Here is an 18,739-nt window from a genome sequence, read left to right as displayed (position 1 = left end):
GCAGACGCCGAGGTACGCGGCGCACGCTTTGCGGCTCAGCAGGCAACCGTGGCGCAGCTCGCGGAAGCCTTCCGGAGAGATCAGCCAGAGGCGGCGCCGGGCCTTCTTCAATTTCGCATAATGTATATTATGTCAAATTATCCGCAATGGTTCCGCGAAATTGGCACGCGCATGGCTTCGACCCTCAGTCCCACAGTTGGATGTGCAGGATCCGATGAAATCCGGCGAGAGCTGCACAGCCCTGCCGGCTTCACCGTCTCGGTACGTGAGATCACGCAACTGCTCGCGGCGCCTGCAGCATGCGGCGGAATCCCGGCCGCGCCTGCACCTGGTGCGCTAGTACGTCCCGCCAGCACAGTAGATCGGCCGTCCACCCTGCAAAACCTGAGTGTACGTAGGCACCTTGCCGACGATGGCCACGCGAACGATCGAAGATCCGACACAACGCTCATCGTCAGCCAACGGTCTGGCCGGACTCATGTGATGCGCTGCCGCCCTGGACACTGCCGCACGTTGGTTGGCGCCCTCAAGCATAGGATCGAACAAACCCTGCGCGACGGCCTGCGAATACTGACCAACGCGGCGCACTGGTGCTGATGACGTGTAAGCCCTGACGGCCTGTCTCACTTCCTGAGCGCCGGCCGCTTGAGGCTTGCCGTCCGCCCCCAGTCGATCGCTGTCCGCACACCCTGTCAGTGCAACAACGAAAAGACCGACGAGAAACCCGCGAATAACACTACTGTCCATAGAACCCCCGTTCCTGTCCGGGGATCATAACAGCGGTAAGTGCACGCGAAATCCACGGCGACGAACCCCCGGCTGGCTTTGCGCGTGCGTGCTCAAGGCGGTGCGTTGGTGCCTGTCCGAGTACGACATGTCTCGCTGGTCGGCGAGTGCGCGACAACGACTTTGCGAAACATGCTGCGGGAGTGGCTCAGTCGAGCTTGATTGGCTCGTGCAGGCCGGGCAGCTGGCAGGTGACACCGCGCGAAGTCAGTACTTGCTCCATCACCCGCATGCCGCCGCTGTACTCGCCGTGCACCAGCAAGACCTTGCGTCGTGGCGCATCGCCCAGCCAGGCCAGCAGCGACGGCTGGTCGGCATGGGCGGAGAAGCCGTTGATCGTCCAGATCTGCGCGCGTACCGTGATCTCCTCGTTGAACACGCGTACGGATGGTGCGCCGTCGATGATCCGCCGCGCCAGGGTGCCCTCGGCGGCATAGCCGACGAAGACCACGCTGCTGCGTTCGCGCCACAGGTTGTGCTTCAGGTGGTGGCGCACGCGCCCGCCATTGCACATGCCCGAGCCAGCCAGGATGATCGCACCGCCGTCGACATTGTTGATCGCCATCGACTCGCCGGTTTCGCGGGTGAAATGCAAGCCGGGCATGGCGAACGGGTCACCGTGCTGCAGCTCGTCCAGGAAATCCTTGTCGAAGCATTCCGGGTGACGACGGAATATCTCGGTGGCGGAGATCGCCATCGGCGAGTCGAGAAACACCTGCACATGCGGCGGGATCGTACCGTCGCGAATGCCGCGGTGCAGGTAGTAGAGAATTTCCTGGGTGCGTTCCAGCGCAAACGTGGGGATCACCACGTTGCCGCGACGCGTCGCGGTATCGCGGATCGCCTGGTACATCTCCCTGATCGAGTCGGGCACCGAGCGGTGCGGGCGATCGCCGTAGGTGCTTTCCATCACCACATAGTCGGCGGCTGGCGCCGGTGTCGAATCGCGCAGGATGGGACGGCCCGGATTGCCCAGGTCGCCGGAGAACAGCATGCGGCGCTGCTGCTTGCCGTCATCCAGTTCGAGCATGATCGAGGCCGAGCCGAGGATATGGCCCGCGTCGAGGAAGCGTGCACGGATGCCGTCGACGACCTGCACGGTCTCGTCATAACTGACATCGGCGCCGAAGAAATCCAGTGCATGCAGGGCGTCGTCCAGCGTGTACAACGGCGGCGCGACCGACCTCCCCTGGCGGTTGCTGCGCTGCGCCCGGCGGGCGTCCTCCTCCTGGATGCCCGCCGAATCGAGCAGCACCACCCGCGTCAGCTCACGGGTGGCGGCGGTGGCGAGGATGCGGCCACGAAAACCTCGTCGGACCAGCAACGGAATCCGCCCGCAATGGTCGAGATGGGCGTGGGTCAACAGCAGCATGTCGATGCTGGCTGGATCGAAACCGAACGGCTCGGCGTTCGCCCGTTCGGTTTCTTCGCTGCCCTGGAACATGCCGCAGTCGATCAGCACACGCCGATCGTTGCAGGTGACCAGATGGCAGGAGCCAGTGACCTGCTTGGCGGCGCCGTGGCAGCTGTAGATCATCATGCGTCGCTTCGCCTGTCGTTGGGCCAGTGGAACGTATGCATGTTTGAACTATGCATGGAGCACACCGAGGCCGAGTTGATCGGTGTCAATCCGGCACGACACTAATGATGCAGATCCGGCGCGCGTTACGGTGGTCACCCTTTTGTCACGGGATCGGCAGTCGCTGGCGGCAATCGATTCAGCTCGCATCGTCTACGCTAAGTTGATGAATTCCAGATACTTGGCGCTTATTGCGATACTCGGCTTGCCCGTCGCCGCTTCCGGCGGCCACAGCCATGGGCCGTCCCGGGCCAGCAACATTGCATCGATACGGGTGGCTGCTTCTCCAGCACTGCCACCCGAAAAGCCTGGCGGTACGTCGCATCCCACCCTGGCCAATCGGTTGCTCCGGCAGGCGCCTGGCGTGGATCCGAAGGTGCTGGGTCTGGCGTTATCCGCCGTGAGCTGCGCTCGAGCTGACGGCGCTGGCGTGGGTGCTCAACGGCTGGCAGTGATCGATTACAGCCGCTCCTCGCTGCAGCCGCGACTGTGGGTATTCGACCTCGCCAGCCAGCGTCTGCTCTATCGCGAGGTGGTCGCACACGGCCAAGGCTCGGGAGGCGATATGCCCACGCGCTTCTCCAACGACGACGGCAGCCATGCCTCGAGCCTGGGCTTGTTCGTGACCCGCGATACGTACATCGGCCACAACGGTTATTCGTTGCGCATGCAGGGTCTGGAGCAAGGCTTCAATGATGCGGCCATGGCGCGGGCGATCGTGATGCACGGTGCCGCCTATGTGAACCCGACGCTCGACAGGGGCATGCACCGACTCGGGCGAAGCTGGGGCTGTCCGGCGCTGCGCACCGCGGTGGCCAAGCCGATCATCGACGTGATGAAGAACGGTCAGTTCGTGTTTTCCTACTACCCCGATCAAGCATGGCTGGCACATTCGGCCCTGCTCAAGTGCGCCGCCGCACGACACCCCTTGGCGGCCGTCACGGGGCCGGTGGGCAAGGCATAGTTCTGGGCAGATCAGCGGCGGTCACTCAGGCGACGCGCGGTGTTGAGTGTGCTGCTCACGCTGGCCTGCCTGTCGCAATCGCCTTTGTATTGATGAACATCAATATGCCGGCACCGCGCTGTCCTTAGCGTTGCGGGCGCCATGCATGACGTCGACATGCCCGTTGCTCCTGCGCGAATTTCTACCGGTAGCCCGGCAGAAGTTCCGTCCGGCGTGCCTGCAGGCTTGTCGGAACACGAAGCTCAAGATCGACGGGCGCGGTATGGGCCGAACGAAGCACGTGCCGTTGGCCATGGCGGCCCCATTGCGGCCCTCCTCCTGCTGTTCACCAATCCACTGGTAGTCATCTTGCTGCTCGCGGCCGGCGTCTCCGGATTCCTCGGTGACATCGTCGGCGCCACCATCATCGCGGCCATGGTGATTCTCAGTGTCAGCCTCAATTTCGCGCTGAGTTACCGCTCCCAGCGGGCAGCCGACCGCCTGCGCGACGAGATCGCACCGATGGCCACCGTCTGCCGCGACGGGCGCTGGCAGGAGCGTCCCCGCCGTGACCTGGTGCCAGGCGACCTGATCCGGCTGGCGGCGGGCGATCGGGTGCCCGCCGATGCGCGCCTGATCGCGGCACGCGACCTGCATGTGCTGCAAGCCGCGCTCACTGGCGAGTCGATGCCCGTCGACAAGGAGGTGGCCGTCGGGCCAGAGGGCGGGGATCGAAGCGCCGATGCGCGGCACCTGGTTTTTCTCGGTACGTCAGTGGTTGCCGGCACGGCAACCGCGCTCGTCTTTGCCACCGGCCGCCAGACGGCCTTTGGCGACGTTGCCGAAGCATTGGCCGAGCGTCCGCCGCCTACTGAATTCGAGCGCGGGCTGAGCGGTTTTTCCCGGCTGATCATGTACACGATGGTGTTCCTGCTGCTCGCCGTGCTGCTGATCGGCATCGCCATGCATCGGCCACCGCTGCAGACCATGTTGTTCGCGCTGGCCCTGGCCGTCGGCCTCACGCCCGAGTTCATGCCGATGATCACCACGGTCACCCTGGCGCGCGGGGCCGTGCGCATGGCGCGCCAGCGGGTCATCGTCAAGCATCTCGCCGCCATCGAGGACTTCGGCAGCATGACGGTGCTGCTGAGCGACAAGACCGGCACGCTGACCAGCAGCGAGACCTCGCTGGCCGCGTCGGTCGATCCGTTCGGCACCGCCTCCGAACGACCGCACCTGCTGGCTTATCTGAACGCCTCGCTCGAGACCGGCATCCGCAGCCCGCTTGACGCGGCGATACTGAACTACCAGACACTTGCGGTGGACGAGTACCGCAAGCTGGACGAGATCCCGTTCGATTTCGAGCGGCGTCGGCTGTCCGTGGTCGTCGAGCGCAACGACGAGCGCCTGCTGATCGTCAAGGGCGCGCCGGAGTCGGTAATCGCCGGATGCACGCAATATGAGGCGGATGGTCTTGTACAGCAGCTCGACTCCGCAGCGATGGAACGCTGCACGCGCACCCACGAGGCATTTGGCGAACAGGGGATGCGCGTGCTTGCCGTTGCCTATCGCAACGTTCCATCGCAGGAGCGCTATACCACCAGCGACGAGGCCAGTCTGACGCTGGCCGGGTTCGTGCTGTTCGCCGACCCGGTGATCCCCGGCGTAGCCGAATGTTTGCGCGCGCTGGCCGATGACGGCATAACAGTGAAGATCCTGACCGGAGACAACGAGCGCGTGGCGCGTCACGTCTGCGCGCAGGTCGGCATCGACGTCAGCCGGTTGGTCACTGGCGCGGAGATCGAGGGCCTTGGGGAAACCGCACTCGGCATCCTGGCCGAGCGGACCAGCATCTTCGCGAGAGTCAATCCGGCGCACAAGCACCGCATCGTGCTGGCACTCAAGGCGCGCAATTGCGTGGTCGGTTTTCTGGGGGACGGCATCAACGATGCACCATCGCTGCACGCCGCGGATGTCGGCATTTCAGTCGCCAGCGCCGCGGACGTCGCCAGGGAGGCTGCGGATATCGTGCTGCGCGAGCGCGACCTGAAGGCACTGCATGCCGGCGTCATCGAAGGGCGAAGAGCGTTCACGAATGTCATGAAGTACCTGCTGATGGGCACGAGTTCGAACTTCGGCAACATGTTCAGCATGGCGGCGGGCGCCCTGTTCCTGCCATTCCTGCCGATGCTGCCGACGCAGATCCTGCTGAACAATTTCCTGTACGACATGGCGCAGACCACCATTCCGACGGATAACGTCGACAGCGCACAACTGCGCCGGCCACGACGCTGGAGTGTCGCCCTCATCCGGCGCTTCATGCTCGGTATCGGGCCGATCAGTTCGCTCTACGACTTCCTGACTTTCTACGTCCTGCTCCACTGGCTGCATGCGTCGGAAGCGGCATTTCACACCGGCTGGTTCATCGAGTCGCTCGCCACCCAGACGCTCGTGCTGTTCGTCATCCGCACGGCGGGCAATCCGTTGCGAAGCCGCCCAAGCAAGGCATTGATCGTCAGCGTACTGCTGGCCATAGCCTTCGGCGTGATTCTTCCCGCGACGCCGCTGGCGACCGATCTGGGCTTCGTGCTGCTGCCGCCTGCCTTCTTCATGTTCCTGATCGCGGCAACGGTGACTTACCTGCTGCTGGTCGAAATGGCCAAGCGGCGGTTCATGCGCCCCGCCGACGAAGCCTCGCCTGCGTAGCGGGACAACACGGTGAACAGACCAGGAGCACGGTTTCATGAGTGACCCATGGGCCCGCCTGCTGCAACTCGCCTATTTCATGCTCCCCGCTTACTGCGCCAACATGGCGCCGCCCTTCACCCGCTATTGGCGTGGCTGGAATCGACCTGTCCACGAGCGCCTTCTCGGCAGCCACAAGACCGTGCTCGGCGTGCTGGCCGGAGTTGCCACGGGAGTGCTGGTGACCGGAATGCAATCCCGGATCCACGCACCGTGGTTGCTGGTCGACTATCGGCATTGGCTGCTGCTTGGCCTCGGCCAGGGCGGCGGCGCGATGCTTGGGGATGTGCTGAAGAGCCTGGTCAAGCGCATATTGCACATCCGTCCGGGTACGCGCTGGATTCCCTTCGATCAACTCGACTTCGTGGCTGGCGCACTGGCCCTGACCGGGACCTGTGCCGGCCTTGGTGCAACGGATGTGGCAGCCATCGCCGCCATGACCTTCGTGGGGGATATGGCCGTAAACCAGCTCTCCTATCGCCTGGGCGTCAAGGACAGCCCCTGGTAGCACTGGGTTGTGCCGGATCGACCGGGGTTGCGTATCCGCCCTGCTCCTTCGCGCAAGGCAGGCCTGTCCGGACCGGGCAGTTGAGCCAGGTCAATACGAAGATCGGCCCGGCGCCCTATTCATAGGCCGTGGCCTGCGAGCGCTCCTGCAGCGCTCGGTCTCCTCGTCGAGGTCGCGATGATCGATGCGCCGCTTTCACCAAGCCATGTCGTGTCCGAAGAGATCGCCGGGCTGCTGCATGAATTGCGCCCGCAGGAAACGCACCCGCCTGTCGTGAGGATCGACGCGCGGCTGGACCGCGACCTGGGCCTGGACAGCCTCTCGCGCATGGAATTGCTTGCGCGCCTGGAAAAGCGTCTGCACGTCTCGATCCCCGAACGACTTGCCATGGAGGCGCAGACACCCGCCGATCTGTTGCGTGCTCTTGCCGCCTCATCCGCCCGGACGGCTTCCATCGACGTGGACACCGCGCTGGCATCGGCGCGGCAGGAGCCTCTTGCAACGCCCGATGGCGCCAGCACGCTCCCGGAGGTACTGGCATGGCATGCCCGGCGACATCTGGACCGGATGCATGTGCATTTTGCCGGCGGCGATGGCGACGGCGTCGAGCTCAGTTACGCCGAGCTATATGCCGCAGCGAACGAAACGGCCTGCGGGTTGCAGCAAGCCGGCTTGCGCGCCGGCGACCCGGTGGCCTTGATGTTTCCGACCCATCCCGATCTGCTGATCGCCTTCTTCGGGGTCATGCTGGCCGGTGGCGTGCCGGTGCCGTTGTATCCGCCGCTCCGACCCAGCGAACTCGGCGAATACTGGCGGCGCCAGACCGGCATCCTGCGTAACTGCGGTGCGCGCCTGATGCTGGTCGCGCCCGCCCTTTTCGAACATCGTCACGCGATCGGCGCGCTCGCCGGCAGCGTGGGACGCCTGCTGACGGTCGCCTCGTTGCGGGAGGCGCATGGGCAACCCGAACCGGTACCGCATCGTGGCAACGAACTGGCCCTGTTGCAGTACACCTCGGGCAGCACCGCCGACCCGAAAGGCGTGATGCTCACCCATGACAACCTGCTCGCCAATATCCGCATCATGGGCCGTCTGGTCGGCGCATCGGCAACGGACACCTTCGTCAGCTGGCTGCCGCTTTACCACGACATGGGCCTGATCGGTGCGTGGCTGGGCAGCCTGTATTTCGGCATCCCGCTGATCCTGATGCCGCCGCAGTCGTTCCTGCTGCATCCCGAGCAATGGCTGCGCGCCATCCACCTACCGGGCCACCTTGTCGGCGGCACCGAACTTCGCTTGCGAACTGTGCCTGCACCGGGTCGACGAAGACACGCTCGGGGAGTTGGACCTCCGCTGCCTGCGCATCTGCTTTTGCGGCGCGGAGCCGGTGTTTCCGGAAACCATGGAGCGTTTCATCGCCCGCTTCGACCGCTTCGGCCTGTCGCCGGGCGCGCTGCTTCCGGTGTACGGCCTGGCCGAGAACAGCCTGGGCCTCACCTTCCCGCCGCCCGGGCGCGGCGTCCGCGTGCTGCGCATTCGGCAGGATCGCTTCCTTCGCCACGGCGACGCCGTCGCCACGGACGACCCCGGCGAGCCATCGCTGCGATTCGTGTCCTGTGGAGCGCCCTTGCCCGAGCACGAGCTGCGCATCGTCGACGAATACGACCATGCCTTGCCCGATGGCCGGCAAGGACGCATCCAGTTTCAAGGCCCTTCGGCCACCGCCGGCTATTTCCGCAACCCATCGCTTACCCGGCAGCTTCTCCACGGCGCTTGGCGGGATACCGGTGATCTGGGCTTTCTTTCGGAAGGCGAGCTGTATCTCACCGGTCGCGTGAAGGACGTGATCATTCGCGCCGGCCAGCATCTGCATCCGCAAGGCATCGAGCAGGCGGTTGGCGAAGTGCCGGGCATACGGCGCGGCCGCGTGGCGGCGTTCGGCACCCACAGCCAGGGCACCGAACGCCTGGTCGTCGTTGCCGAAACCCGCGCGACGGATCCGGCGCAACGCCAGGCACTGCAGGAGGCCGTCAATGCGGCAGTGCAGGCGTGCGCGGGGGCGCCGGCCGACGACGTCGTGCTGGCGTCGCCCGGTACGATATTGAAAACGTCGAGCGGGAAATTGCGTCGTTCGGCATGCCGGTCCGCGTTCGAAACCGGCCGCCTGGATACGCCCGACCGGTGGCGTCTGTTGACCGTCGCGGCCCGCTCCCAGCGCGATCGGCTGCTGCGCGCGGCCCGTCGTGCCGGCACGCTGGCCTACGCGGCGTATGCGTGGCTCGTTCTCGGCATCGCGGCCGTCCCGGCACTGCTTTGCATGGCGTTGCCCTTGTCTCATGCAAGGCGTTGGAGCGTGTTGCGCCAGCTGCTGCGGATGCTGGCCGCGGCGACCGGCATCCGGATCCGGGTGAACCAGCTCGAAGCGCCGCCCAATCGCCCTTGCGTCTTCGTCTGCAACCACGCCAGCTATGTCGATGCGCTGGCGTTGATGAGCGCCCTGCCAAGGCCGGTGACGTTCATGGTGAAACAGGAATTGGCCACGCAGCCGGTGCTGGGCTGGGCATTGAAGCGTCTCGGCGTAATGTTCGTGGCGCGATCCGACCCGCATGCGCAGGCCGTGCAGCAGGTGCGAGCCAGCACCCGCGATGTGCTGTTCTTTCCGGAAGGCACCTTCAGGCACATGCCGGGCCTGGTGCACTTCCGCCTGGGCGCGTTTGTCGCGGCCGTTGAAGCGGGCATGCCCGTCGTGCCCGTAGCCTTGAAGGGAACGCGCAGCATCCTTCGCGACGACGAATGGCTGCCGCAGCCGGGCGCCGTCACCGTCACGATCGCCGCGGCGGCATACCCCGACAAGGCGGCCGATCCCTGGAACGAAGCGTTGCGGCTGGCGGACGCAACCCGCACGTCCATCCTCGAGCATTGCGGCGAACCCGACGCAGGCGAGGTGCGTCCGGAGATCCCCACCGCCGCATGAGCGATGTTTCGCTCCCCTTCCCCCAAGCCTGGAAGGAAGCAACCGTCGGCAAGCTGGTCGAGGTCAGGGATCCTGCGCGCGATGGTTCGCTCAACGGCCAAAGACTTTGATCAATTTGATCTCCATCAATATCCGCGCCCGTTGCGGGTCGCCAAATGAGCCAAGGTCAATCCACTGCATGCGAGACGCCATGAATACCGTACGAATCCGCCTGCTCGGCGACGAAGGACGCACCGAAACGCTGATGAACCTGCTGCACGGCATGGCGGGAGTCGAATGCATCGAATCACTGCCCGTGGCCGATGGCCACTGCGCTTGCAGCGCATTGGAAAGTGTCGACGGCGCCCCGAAGCCGATACCAGCCATCTGCAACCTCGAAGTTGAGGTCGTCGATGCCGGCGCCGCCAGCCGGATCCGCACGTTCGCCGCCGGCGCCGCCATCTTGCTGGACGCTTCGGCTGAGTTTGTGGAGCGATTCTAGACACCCGTTCGGCAGCGCCCTTTCGAACAAGGTCGCCGACGGATCAGCGAGGGAGCAAACAGACATGCGCGCATCCGATATTTGCACTCTCGATGTGGTCTGCATCCATGCAAGCGCATCGGTAACAGACGCGGCCAAACTCATGCGCAAGAGCCACGCAGGCGCACTGGTGGTCATCAAACAACACGCCAGCGAACGCATCCCGGTCGGCATCGTGACCGACCGGGACATCGTGATGAGCGTCGTCGCCGCCGACGTCCCGGCAGCCACGCTTACCGTCGGCGACATCATGACTGCTCCCGCACTGACCTGCGGCGAGGATCACCATCTGCTCGAGATCATCTCCGTCATGCGCACGAAGGCGATCCGCCGATTGCCGATGGTCAACGCGCACGACGTGCTGGCAGGCATGGTGACCGCAGACGATGTCTATCTGGCCCTGGGCGTGCTCCTGCACGAAATGAATGCGGCCATCACGGATGAGCAGACCCGGGAGCACGAACTGCGCGTCTAGGGATGGCAGTCGTCACCATGCATCGCCGCGACCGCATATGCCTTTGTACCCGGTGATCTGACCATGGCAACGAAACCTCCGCCGCTCTACGGGAAATGGATCTGGTACGCGCTGCCGTTGGTGGTGGCAGCCATCGGCGTCGAGAATTACGTTGCCACGCGCAACCAGGTTCAGGGTATTTCCTACAGCCAGTTCGAGAGTGCGCTGAAGGCAGGTGAGGTCGCGGATGTCACGGTGACGGATACGTCCCTGGAGGGAAGCTACCGCACGCCCGACAAGAACGGCCGGACGCGCTACTTCAGCACGGTGCGCGTCGCCCCGGATATCGCCCGGGAGCTGGCCGCCGCCAGGGTGAGCTTTCATCAGGAAACACCGCCGGGGCCGCTCGAAAACATCCTGAGGTGGATACTTCCTTTTGTCGGCATCGTCCTGCTGTGGATGTTTTTGTCGCGACGTGTCCTGGAAGGCCGCGGCGAGCACGGCATGTTGGCAGTCGGGCGCAACAAGGCCAAGATCTTCGTGGAGCGTTCGATCCATACGAGCTTCGCCGACGTGGCTGGCGTGGACGAAGCGAAGGAAGAGCTCAAGGAAGTCATCCTGTTCCTCAAGAATCCGCAGGATTACGGACGGCTGGGCGCACACATCCCCAAGGGCATCCTGCTGGTCGGACCGCCCGGCACCGGCAAGACCCTGCTGGCGCGTGCCGTCGCAGGTGAAGCAGGGGTGCCGTTCTTTTCCATCAGCGGATCGGAATTCGTGGAGCTGTTCGTCGGCGTCGGCGCCGCGCGCGTACGCGACCTGTTCGAGCAGGCACGCGCACGGGCGCCCTGCATCATTTTCATCGACGAGCTGGACGCACTGGGGCGTGCGCGCGGCGCCGCGCCGATCAGCGGCGGCCAGGACGAAAAAGAGCAGACCCTCAACCAACTGCTGGCCGAACTCGACGGCTTCGACGCCAGCAGCGGCGTGGTGCTGCTGGCTGCCACCAATCGGCCGGAAATCCTCGACCCTGCCCTGCTCAGGGCCGGGCGCTTCGATCGCCAGATCCTGGTCGACCGCCCGGACAAATCCGGCCGCATGGCGATACTCGGCATCCACGCGCGCAAGGTGAAGCTCGATCCGGCGGTGGAACTGGCCGATATCGCCGCGCTCACCATCGGTTTCACCGGCGCCGACCTGGCCAACCTGGTCAACGAGGCGGCCTTGCTGGCCACGCGACGCGGCGCCGAATCGGTCCAGAACCGCGACCTGACCGAGGCGATCGAGCGCATCCTCGCGGGCCTGGAGAAAAAGAGCCGGGTGTTGAATGCCACCGAGCGCCGCGCCGTGGCCTACCATGAACTGGGCCATGCGCTGGTCGCGCTTGCCCTGCCCGGCGCGAAGGTGCAGAAGGTGTCGATCGTCCCGCGCGGCGTCACCGCACTGGGCTACACCATTCAACGGCCCACCGAGGACCGCTTCCTGATGTCGCGCGCCGAACTGGCCGACAAGATGACGGTGCTGCTGGGCGGGCGGGCGGCCGAGTCGCTGGCGCTTGGCGAGATTTCCACCGGTGCCGCCGACGACCTCGCCAAGGCGACCGCGATCGCACGCAGCATGGTGCTTCTGTACGGCATGGTGCCGGAGTTGGGTCAGGTCAGCTATGGCAACAACACGCCGACCCTGCTCGGTACGCCAGCCGATACGTGGGTACCGCGCACGTACGGCGAACAGACGGCCACCGCCATCGACAAGGCCGTGCGCGACTTGATCGACACGGCCTTCCTGAAGGCACGCGCCATCCTCATCAGGGAACGAGTCGCGCTCGAAAACGCCGCCGACGCGCTGATGCATGACGAAACCATTTCCGGCGAGCGCCTGGCGAAAATCGTCGAGGACGCATCGAGGACAAAGACTTCCAGCGACAACGCGACCGGTATCGAAGCAAGCAGCATGGCGCCATGACCATCATGTGAATTCCCATCGACCGTTGGGTGACTTGGCGAAATGGTCCCGATACGAGAACGGCGCCCAGCTGATGCAGATCAACAACGCCATGCGGCTGAAGGAGAAATGTTGCATCTCCAGTCGTGGAGATCGGGCAACACCATGGACAGCGATCCCCCCAGCGAGCCCGCGGGTCGAGGCACGCTGGCCAATGCGCCCTCGTCGAGCGCGCCACCGTCGAAATATCGACGGCGCTGGCTCGTGGCAGCGGCGTGCGCGTTGCTCGCATTGGCTGCCGGCATCGCCTACCGGATGCTCCCGCCATCGCCCGCCGCGAGTTACGTCACCATGCCCGTCACGACGGGTCCGGTCACCCGGGCCGTCACCGCCACGGGCAGCGTCAATCCGGTCCTGACCATCATCGTCGGCTCGTATGTCTCCGGTGTCATCCGCGAGCTCCATTGCGATTTCAACACACGAGTGAGGAAAGGCCAGGTCTGCGCGAAGATCGATCCCCGCCCGTACCAGGCCGCCGTGGATACGGCCCGTGCCGAGCTGGCCAATGCCAGGGCGCAGCTGATCAAGGACCAGGCCGCGCGGACCTACGCGAACGTCACTTACACGCGCAACACCTCGCTGGTGAAGCTCGGTTACATCTCGAAGGACGCCCTGGACGCGGCGCGCAGCGCGCTCGACGAGGCCAACGCGCAGGTCACCCTGGATCGGGCAGCGATCGCCGCCCGCGAAGCGTCGCTGCATACCGTCGAAATCAATCTCGGCTATACCGACATCACCTCCCCCGTCGACGGCACGGTGGTCTCCCGCAACGTCACCATCGGCCAGACCGTGGCGGCGAGCTTCCAGACGCCGACCCTGTTCCTGATCGCGACCGACCTGACGCGGATGCAGGTCGATGCCAATGTCAGCGAAAGCGATATCAGCTCGATCAGGGAAGGCAACAAGGCCAGCTTCAGCGTGGAAAGTTTTCCGGACCGGACGTTCGCGGCGGTGGTGGTGCAGGTGCGGCAGGCACCGCAAACGGTGCAGAACGTCGTCACCTACGATGTGGTGCTCGGCACCGACAACACCGCGCTGCTGCTCAAGCCCGGCATGACGGCGACGGTGCGCATCATCACCGATGCGCGAACGCATGTGCTGCGCGTCCCCGACCAGGCGCTGCGCTTCGTACCCGGCAACCTGGCGTCGCCCGCTCCGGCCGAAGAAAGCGGCGTGGGCAAGCCCCAGCGCGTGTGGAAGCTGGTCAACGGGCATCCTGTGCCTGTCCAGGTCGTGCCCGGTCTCGACGACGACAGCTTCACCGAGGTGCTGGGCGGCGACCTGAAGCCGGGCGACGCGCTCATTGTCGGCGAGCAGCGCGGCCCACCCCATGCGGCTGCCGGCTCGCCGCCGCGTTTCAGCCCCTGATGAACGCCACCACGACCATGGCCGAGTCCGTCATCGCCGTGCAGCATGTCAGCCGGATCTATCGCACAGGCGACACCGAGGTGCGCGCGCTGGACGATATTTCCCTGAACATCAACCGGGGCGAGTTCATCGCCATCGTGGGCGCTTCCGGCTCGGGCAAGTCGACGTTGATGAACCTGCTCGGCTGCCTGGACCAGCCGACCGGCGGGCGCTATCTCTTCGAGGGCGTCGACGTCGCCGGTCTCGCCGAACCGGCGCTCGCGCAGATCCGCGGCGATCGCATCGGCTTCGTCTTTCAGAGTTTCAACCTGCTGCCACGCACCAGCGCGGTCGAGAACGTCGCCCTGCCGTTGTTCTATGCCGCTGCGGGAGCGGCCAGGCATGCCGAGCGCATGGCCCGCGCGCGGCAGATGCTGCATGACCTCGGGCTGGGCGAACGGGAACGCAACAGTCCCGGCCAATTGTCGGGTGGCCAGCAGCAACGGGTGGCGATCGCGCGGGCGTTGATCAACGAGCCGGGCCTGCTGCTGGCCGACGAGCCGACCGGCAACCTCGACACGCGCACCTCGCACGAGATCATGCAGACGCTGCGGACGCTCAACCGCGAGCATGGCGTCACTGTCGTGGTGGTGACGCACGAAGCGGACATCGCCGGCTTCACCGATCGGGTCATCACGATGCGCGACGGCCGGATCGTCTCCGACCGGCCCACCGAGCGCGTGGCGGGAGCGGACGAACCCGCCGGCCTGCTACCCGCCCGCGATGTCGTCGCCAGGAGCAGCGCGGCCAGTGGCACGTTATGGAGCAGCGGCTTTGCCCGGATGATCGTCGCTGCAGCGGCGCAGGCGATCTGGCGCAACCGGCTGCGCTCGGCACTGACCATGCTTGGCGTCTTCATCGGCGTGGCCGCCCTGATCGCGATGGTGGCGGTGGGCCAGGGCGCCAACGAGGCGGTGAGAAAACAGATCGCGAACCTGGGCACGAACATGCTGGTGGTCGTGCCTGGCGCGGTCACGGCCAATGGCGTACGCGCCGGCTTTGGCAGCGCATCGACGCTCACCGTGTCCGATGCCATGGCGATCCGGCGCGAAGATGGCGCCGTCGGCGCGGTGGCTTACCTGATCCGCCAGGTTGGCCAGGTCCAATACGGCGACAGGAACTGGAACACCAGCCTCCAGGGCGTTTCCGCCGATTACCCCTCGGTGGCGAATTGGAAAATCGCCGCGGGGCACGCATTCACCCAGGGCGAACAGGATGGTGCGGCCATGGTGGCGCTGCTCGGTGCGACCGTCCGCCACCAGTTGTTCGACGACGTCGAGAACCCCGTGGGCGCCATGATCCTGGTCAAGGGCGTACCGGTGCGCGTGGTCGGCCTTCTCGCCGCCAAGGGTCAGAGTTCCTTCGGCCAGGATCAGGACGACGTGCTGATGATTCCGTTCATCACGGCGGAACGCAAAGTCCTGGGCGTGGCTGCGCCCAATTCGACAGCCGGCTCGGGGGATCCCTATTTCCCGCCGCCGACGAATCCCTATGCGATCACGCCGCGTCTCACCGGCTACGTCAACCAGATCTATGTCCAGGCGGCCAACCAGGCGCTGGTACAGAACGCGCTTGGCCAGGTCACCGCGACACTCGTCCGCCGGCATCGCATCCATCCTGGCGACATCAACGATTTCGCCGTGCGCAACCTGAGCCAGATCCAGCAGACCGCCGAGGGCAGCAGCCACGTCATGGCCCTGCTGCTGGCGACCGTGGCCTCCATCTCGCTGGTGGTCGGAGGCATCGGCATCATGAACATCCTGCTGGTGTCGGTCACCGAGCGGACACGGGAGATCGGCCTGCGCATGGCGGTGGGCGCCCGGCGCCTGCACGTGCTGTTGCAGTTCCTGGTCGAAGCCGTGTTTCTCAGCGTCACCGGAGGCTGCGCCGGCATCGTCGCGGGCATCACGATTTCGGAACTGATCTCGGTCGTGGCCCACTGGCCGACGCTGTTGTCTCCCGCCGCGGTATTTGGCGGCTTCGTGTTCTCGGCGGCGGTCGGCATCTTCTTCGGTTACTACCCGGCGCGAAAAGCCGCCCGCCTCAATCCGATCGAAGCCTTGCGTTACGAGTAGGCAACAGATTCACGGGTGCTTCCGGGGCGGTCGGCCCTGCTCAGGCCGGCGTGGCGCTGCCTGCCGCGGCGGTGCCGGTCGCGCACAGGCCGACCATCGCCTCGGCGACCGGCTTGCTGATATCGATCTGCGACGTTTCGGTGACGACGCTGTTGCTGGCGACAATCAGTCCGGCTCCCTCGGCCCGCATGGCTTCGAGCGCTTCACCGGCGAACAGGCCATGCACGGCCACGCAGACGGGTGGTGATGAGGTTCGTCCGCGCAGGCAGCGCAGCGTCTGGATCATGGTCGCGCCGCTGGCGACGATGTCGTCGAGCAGGACCGGCGTGTGGTCGCGCCAGTTGTCGATTTCCGGCAGGGAGATTTCCACCTCGCGATCGCCATGACGCTCCTTGCGCGCCACCACGCTCGGCGCGCACAGAAGGTTGGACACCGCGGTCACCCACTGCGTGCTTTCGCGATCCGGCCCGATGATCAGCGGCAGGCTCACATGGGCATCGATCCAGACGGCCAGCTGCGCTGCCGCATGCACGACGTGCGAAGCGCGCGGATATACCTCGGCAAGCGTCGCGTGGCGATGCAGGTGCGGGTCCACCGTGACCAGCCAATCGAAGGTGCGACCCAGCCAGTCGCCGAAAATTCTGGCGGACATGGCTTCGCCGGGATGGAAGCGCGCGTCCTGGCGCATGTAGGCCAGATAAGGCGCGACCAGGCCGACGCGCGCGGCACCCAGTTCGCGCGCGGTCGCCGCCGCCATCATCAGCGGCAGTACCTTGGCATCCGGGCGATCCAGCGTGCATACGATCACGGCGTCGCCCCCTGGGGCCGGTGCCGCCATTTGCACGAGCGTCTCACCGTCCGGGAAATGGTGCAGCAGCAGCTGTCGGCGCTGATAGCCCGTATGCAGCGACAGCAACTCGGCAAAGGTGTCGCTACCGGGCATGGCATAGAGGGTGTTCATGCGGATGCCTCGACGCAGACGATGCAGGGGTGACGGGAGACGTATTCCATGGCGTAAGCCAGCTCGCCGGGACTTTGCGCGTGGAGCGTGAATAGCGCCTGCCCGGCCGCCACCGTCTCGCCGAGATGCGCATCCAGCGTCAGCCCGGCCAACGGCGCGGCAGGCGCGCCGGCCAGCTTGGCGACGCGGGACAGGCGGCGGTTGTCGATCGCCGTCACATGCCCCGGCTGCGCGGCCGGAACAGCTTGCTGGTAGGCAGCTTTCCCCGGCGTGCGCATGCCACCCTGCGCAGCGCAGATGGATTGGAAGCGCTGCCACGCCCTGCCCGTCTCCAGGCAGGCGGTCGCCATCGCCAGCGATGCATCGGCATCCGCAACGCCGGCCAGCTCCAGTACGGCGGCGGCGATAGCCAGGGCATGGGCGCGCAGGTCGGGTGGTGCATGAGGTTCGTTGCGCAACACCGCCAGCACGTCGTGCGCTTCCAACGCGGGGCCGATGCCCCGCCCCACCGGCTGACTGCCGTCGCTGAGCAGCACGCGCAGCTGCAGGCCGAACGCGGCCGCGACCTGCTGCAGCAACGCGGCCAGCGACTCCGCCTCCGCGTGATCGCGCACCTTGGCGGTCGGCCCGACCGGCACGTCGATCACCACATGGGTGGAGCCCGCAGCGATCTTCTTCGACAGCACGGACGCCACCAGCTGGCCGGCACTGTCGATGTCCAGTGCGCGCTCGATGCGGATCAGCCTGTCGTCGGCGGGAGCCAGGTTCATGGCGCCGCCCCAGGCAATGCAGCCGCCGCAGGTTTCCACGACGCGGCGTATCTGCGCTTCGTCCAGATCGACGGGCGCCAGCATCGCCATGGTGTCGGCAGTACCCGCCGCCGAAGTGATCGCACGCGAGGACGTCTTCGGTATCGTGAGGCCCAGTTCCGCCGCGATCGCCACCACGATGGGCGTGGTGCGGTTGCCGGCGAGCCCGCCGATGCAGTGCTTGTCGACCACCAGCGGCTGCCGCCAGCGCAGTTGCGCGCCGGTCTGCACCATGGCCTTGGTCAGCGCGACGACTTCCGCGAGGCTGAGGCGATTGCCGCCGGCGGCGGTGATGAACGCGGCCATTTCGATGGAGGAATACCGGTTACCGACGATGTCCTGGATGATCCCGTGCAGTGCGGACCCATCCAGCTCCCTGCCATAGATCTTCGCCCGCACCGAAGCCAGCGAATCCACGCTGGGCGGATGGGCGATGATCACGCGCTCGTCGGCGCCAGGCTGCACGGCGAGCCATGCCGACTCGGACAGCCCGGCCTCGTCCGCGCCCAGCAAGCCGTCCTGCACGATGTTCAGCGTCGCCAGCACCCGCTGCGTGCCCACGCGCAGCTCAAGGCGGGAATGCGCACCGAAACCCTCGCTGCGGCAGATCGGCGAATCACGGTTGAGGTAGACGACAAGCTCATGCCCGGTATCGATGCCGAGGCGGCGCAAGTGGCCCGGTTCGAGACGCGGCCGGGGAAACGTTTCGAAGCCTGTGGTTTCAGCGGACATGGACGGCCGGCCCGGCAATAAGTGGCGCTCTTCGTTTACGCCGGTTCGGCATCGGTCGACTTGATCTTCATCAATGGGAGGCTGCCGCTGACGCAAATCAAGTGCAGCCGGAAGGATCACGCCGCTTACGGACCGTGCCTGGAGCCGGTCGCGGCGCCACTGCCCGACGCGGGATATTGAGCCACATCAACAAGCGCGGTCGTACGGGGTAGTAAATATCCCTTGCGTTTCCACGATCCCAG

Annotated in this window: 14 protein-coding genes; 9 read left to right on the top strand and 5 right to left on the bottom strand. The window is 65.7% G+C overall.

The window, feature by feature from the left end; genetic code table 11:
- Positions 1–934 precede the first annotated feature (934 nt).
- Complete coding sequence (locus CIW53_RS17275) at positions 935–2,326, bottom strand: MBL fold metallo-hydrolase (RefSeq protein WP_149365962.1); 1,392 nt, start codon at positions 2,324–2,326, stop codon at positions 935–937.
- A gap of 205 nt (positions 2,327–2,531) precedes the next feature.
- Here CIW53_RS17275 and CIW53_RS17270 point away from each other — a divergent pair, with 205 nt between their 5' ends.
- The 3 genes from CIW53_RS17270 (at position 2,532) to CIW53_RS17260 (ending at position 6,561) form a co-directional block, all read left to right on the top strand.
- Positions 2,532–3,329: a murein L,D-transpeptidase catalytic domain family protein gene (locus CIW53_RS17270; RefSeq protein WP_149365972.1), complete on the top strand. Its 798-nt coding sequence runs from the start codon at positions 2,532–2,534 to the stop codon at positions 3,327–3,329.
- Between the two features lie 141 nt (positions 3,330–3,470).
- Positions 3,471–6,014 carry a magnesium-translocating P-type ATPase gene (gene mgtA / locus CIW53_RS17265; protein ID WP_149365961.1) on the top strand — a complete coding sequence of 848 codons (2,544 nt, stop codon included), beginning with the start codon at positions 3,471–3,473 and terminating at the stop codon, positions 6,012–6,014.
- A gap of 37 nt (positions 6,015–6,051) precedes the next feature.
- Complete coding sequence (locus CIW53_RS17260; protein ID WP_149365960.1) at positions 6,052–6,561, top strand: CDP-archaeol synthase; 510 nt, start codon at positions 6,052–6,054, stop codon at positions 6,559–6,561.
- A 195-nt stretch (positions 6,562–6,756) separates the two neighbouring features.
- Here the strand turns inward: CIW53_RS17260 and CIW53_RS17820 are convergent, their stop codons facing one another.
- Positions 6,757–6,924: a hypothetical protein gene (locus CIW53_RS17820; RefSeq protein ID WP_207105471.1), complete on the bottom strand. Its 168-nt coding sequence runs from the start codon at positions 6,922–6,924 to the stop codon at positions 6,757–6,759.
- Positions 6,925–7,185: 261 nt separating this feature from the next.
- Positions 7,186–7,821, bottom strand: coding sequence for a hypothetical protein (locus CIW53_RS18135; RefSeq protein WP_343192631.1), 636 nt, complete (start codon positions 7,819–7,821; stop codon positions 7,186–7,188).
- A gap of 13 nt (positions 7,822–7,834) precedes the next feature.
- Here CIW53_RS18135 and CIW53_RS18130 point away from each other — a divergent pair, with 13 nt between their 5' ends.
- The 6 genes from CIW53_RS18130 (at position 7,835) to CIW53_RS17230 (ending at position 15,995) form a co-directional block, all read left to right on the top strand.
- Entirely contained in the window at positions 7,835–9,535 is a 1,701-nt protein-coding gene (locus tag CIW53_RS18130) for a 1-acyl-sn-glycerol-3-phosphate acyltransferase (RefSeq protein WP_172969725.1), read from the top strand.
- Positions 9,536–9,713: 178 nt separating this feature from the next.
- Complete coding sequence (locus CIW53_RS17760) at positions 9,714–10,016, top strand: hypothetical protein (RefSeq protein WP_207105470.1); 303 nt, start codon at positions 9,714–9,716, stop codon at positions 10,014–10,016.
- A 64-nt stretch (positions 10,017–10,080) separates the two neighbouring features.
- Positions 10,081–10,530 carry a CBS domain-containing protein gene (locus CIW53_RS17755; RefSeq protein ID WP_172969723.1) on the top strand — a complete coding sequence of 150 codons (450 nt, stop codon included), beginning with the start codon at positions 10,081–10,083 and terminating at the stop codon, positions 10,528–10,530.
- A 63-nt stretch (positions 10,531–10,593) separates the two neighbouring features.
- The gene (gene ftsH, locus CIW53_RS17240) at positions 10,594–12,474 is read left to right on the top strand and encodes an ATP-dependent zinc metalloprotease FtsH (protein ID WP_149365956.1); all 1,881 of its coding nucleotides are present in this window, start codon (positions 10,594–10,596) and stop codon (positions 12,472–12,474) included.
- Positions 12,475–12,744: 270 nt separating this feature from the next.
- Positions 12,745–13,881: an efflux RND transporter periplasmic adaptor subunit gene (locus CIW53_RS17235; protein WP_197736703.1), complete on the top strand. Its 1,137-nt coding sequence runs from the start codon at positions 12,745–12,747 to the stop codon at positions 13,879–13,881.
- Positions 13,881–15,995 carry an ABC transporter permease gene (locus CIW53_RS17230; RefSeq protein ID WP_197736701.1) on the top strand — a complete coding sequence of 705 codons (2,115 nt, stop codon included), beginning with the start codon at positions 13,881–13,883 and terminating at the stop codon, positions 15,993–15,995. Before CIW53_RS17235 ends, CIW53_RS17230 begins: the two co-directional genes overlap by 1 nt.
- Before the next feature lie 40 nt (positions 15,996–16,035).
- Here the strand turns inward: CIW53_RS17230 and CIW53_RS17225 are convergent, their stop codons facing one another.
- Both CIW53_RS17225 and CIW53_RS17220 read right to left on the bottom strand, forming a co-directional pair.
- Complete coding sequence (locus CIW53_RS17225; RefSeq protein WP_149365955.1) at positions 16,036–16,956, bottom strand: ribose-phosphate diphosphokinase; 921 nt, start codon at positions 16,954–16,956, stop codon at positions 16,036–16,038.
- Complete coding sequence (locus CIW53_RS17220) at positions 16,953–18,497, bottom strand: thymidine phosphorylase family protein (RefSeq protein ID WP_149365954.1); 1,545 nt, start codon at positions 18,495–18,497, stop codon at positions 16,953–16,955. The genes CIW53_RS17225 and CIW53_RS17220 overlap by 4 nt, the downstream gene beginning before the upstream one ends.
- Positions 18,498–18,739 lie beyond the last annotated feature (242 nt).

It is taken from the genome of Rhodanobacter sp. T12-5, from assembly GCF_008329435.1.
In the GTDB taxonomy this organism is placed as follows: domain Bacteria; phylum Pseudomonadota; class Gammaproteobacteria; order Xanthomonadales; family Rhodanobacteraceae; genus Rhodanobacter.
Note: the sequence above shows the minus strand (reverse complement) of the source record. Positions and strands in the feature narration are given on the sequence as shown.

Bases quoted from the DNA above. Each gene is read 5' to 3' on its own strand.
- CIW53_RS17760 (WP_207105470.1), top strand. From the start codon at position 9,714: ATGCGAGACGCCATGAATACCGTACGAATCCGCCTGCTCGGCGACGAA.
- CIW53_RS17225 (WP_149365955.1), bottom strand. From the start codon at position 16,956: ATGAACACCCTCTATGCCATGCCCGGTAGCGACACCTTTGCCGAGTTG.
- ftsH (WP_149365956.1), top strand. From the start codon at position 10,594: ATGGCAACGAAACCTCCGCCGCTCTACGGGAAATGGATCTGGTACGCG.
- CIW53_RS17755 (WP_172969723.1), top strand. From the start codon at position 10,081: ATGCGCGCATCCGATATTTGCACTCTCGATGTGGTCTGCATCCATGCA.
- CIW53_RS17220 (WP_149365954.1), bottom strand. From the start codon at position 18,497: ATGTCCGCTGAAACCACAGGCTTCGAAACGTTTCCCCGGCCGCGTCTC.
- CIW53_RS17270 (WP_149365972.1), top strand. From the start codon at position 2,532: ATGAATTCCAGATACTTGGCGCTTATTGCGATACTCGGCTTGCCCGTC.
- mgtA (WP_149365961.1), top strand. From the start codon at position 3,471: ATGCATGACGTCGACATGCCCGTTGCTCCTGCGCGAATTTCTACCGGT.
- CIW53_RS17260 (WP_149365960.1), top strand. From the start codon at position 6,052: ATGAGTGACCCATGGGCCCGCCTGCTGCAACTCGCCTATTTCATGCTC.
- CIW53_RS17230 (WP_197736701.1), top strand. From the start codon at position 13,881: ATGAACGCCACCACGACCATGGCCGAGTCCGTCATCGCCGTGCAGCAT.
- CIW53_RS17275 (WP_149365962.1), bottom strand. From the start codon at position 2,326: ATGATGATCTACAGCTGCCACGGCGCCGCCAAGCAGGTCACTGGCTCC.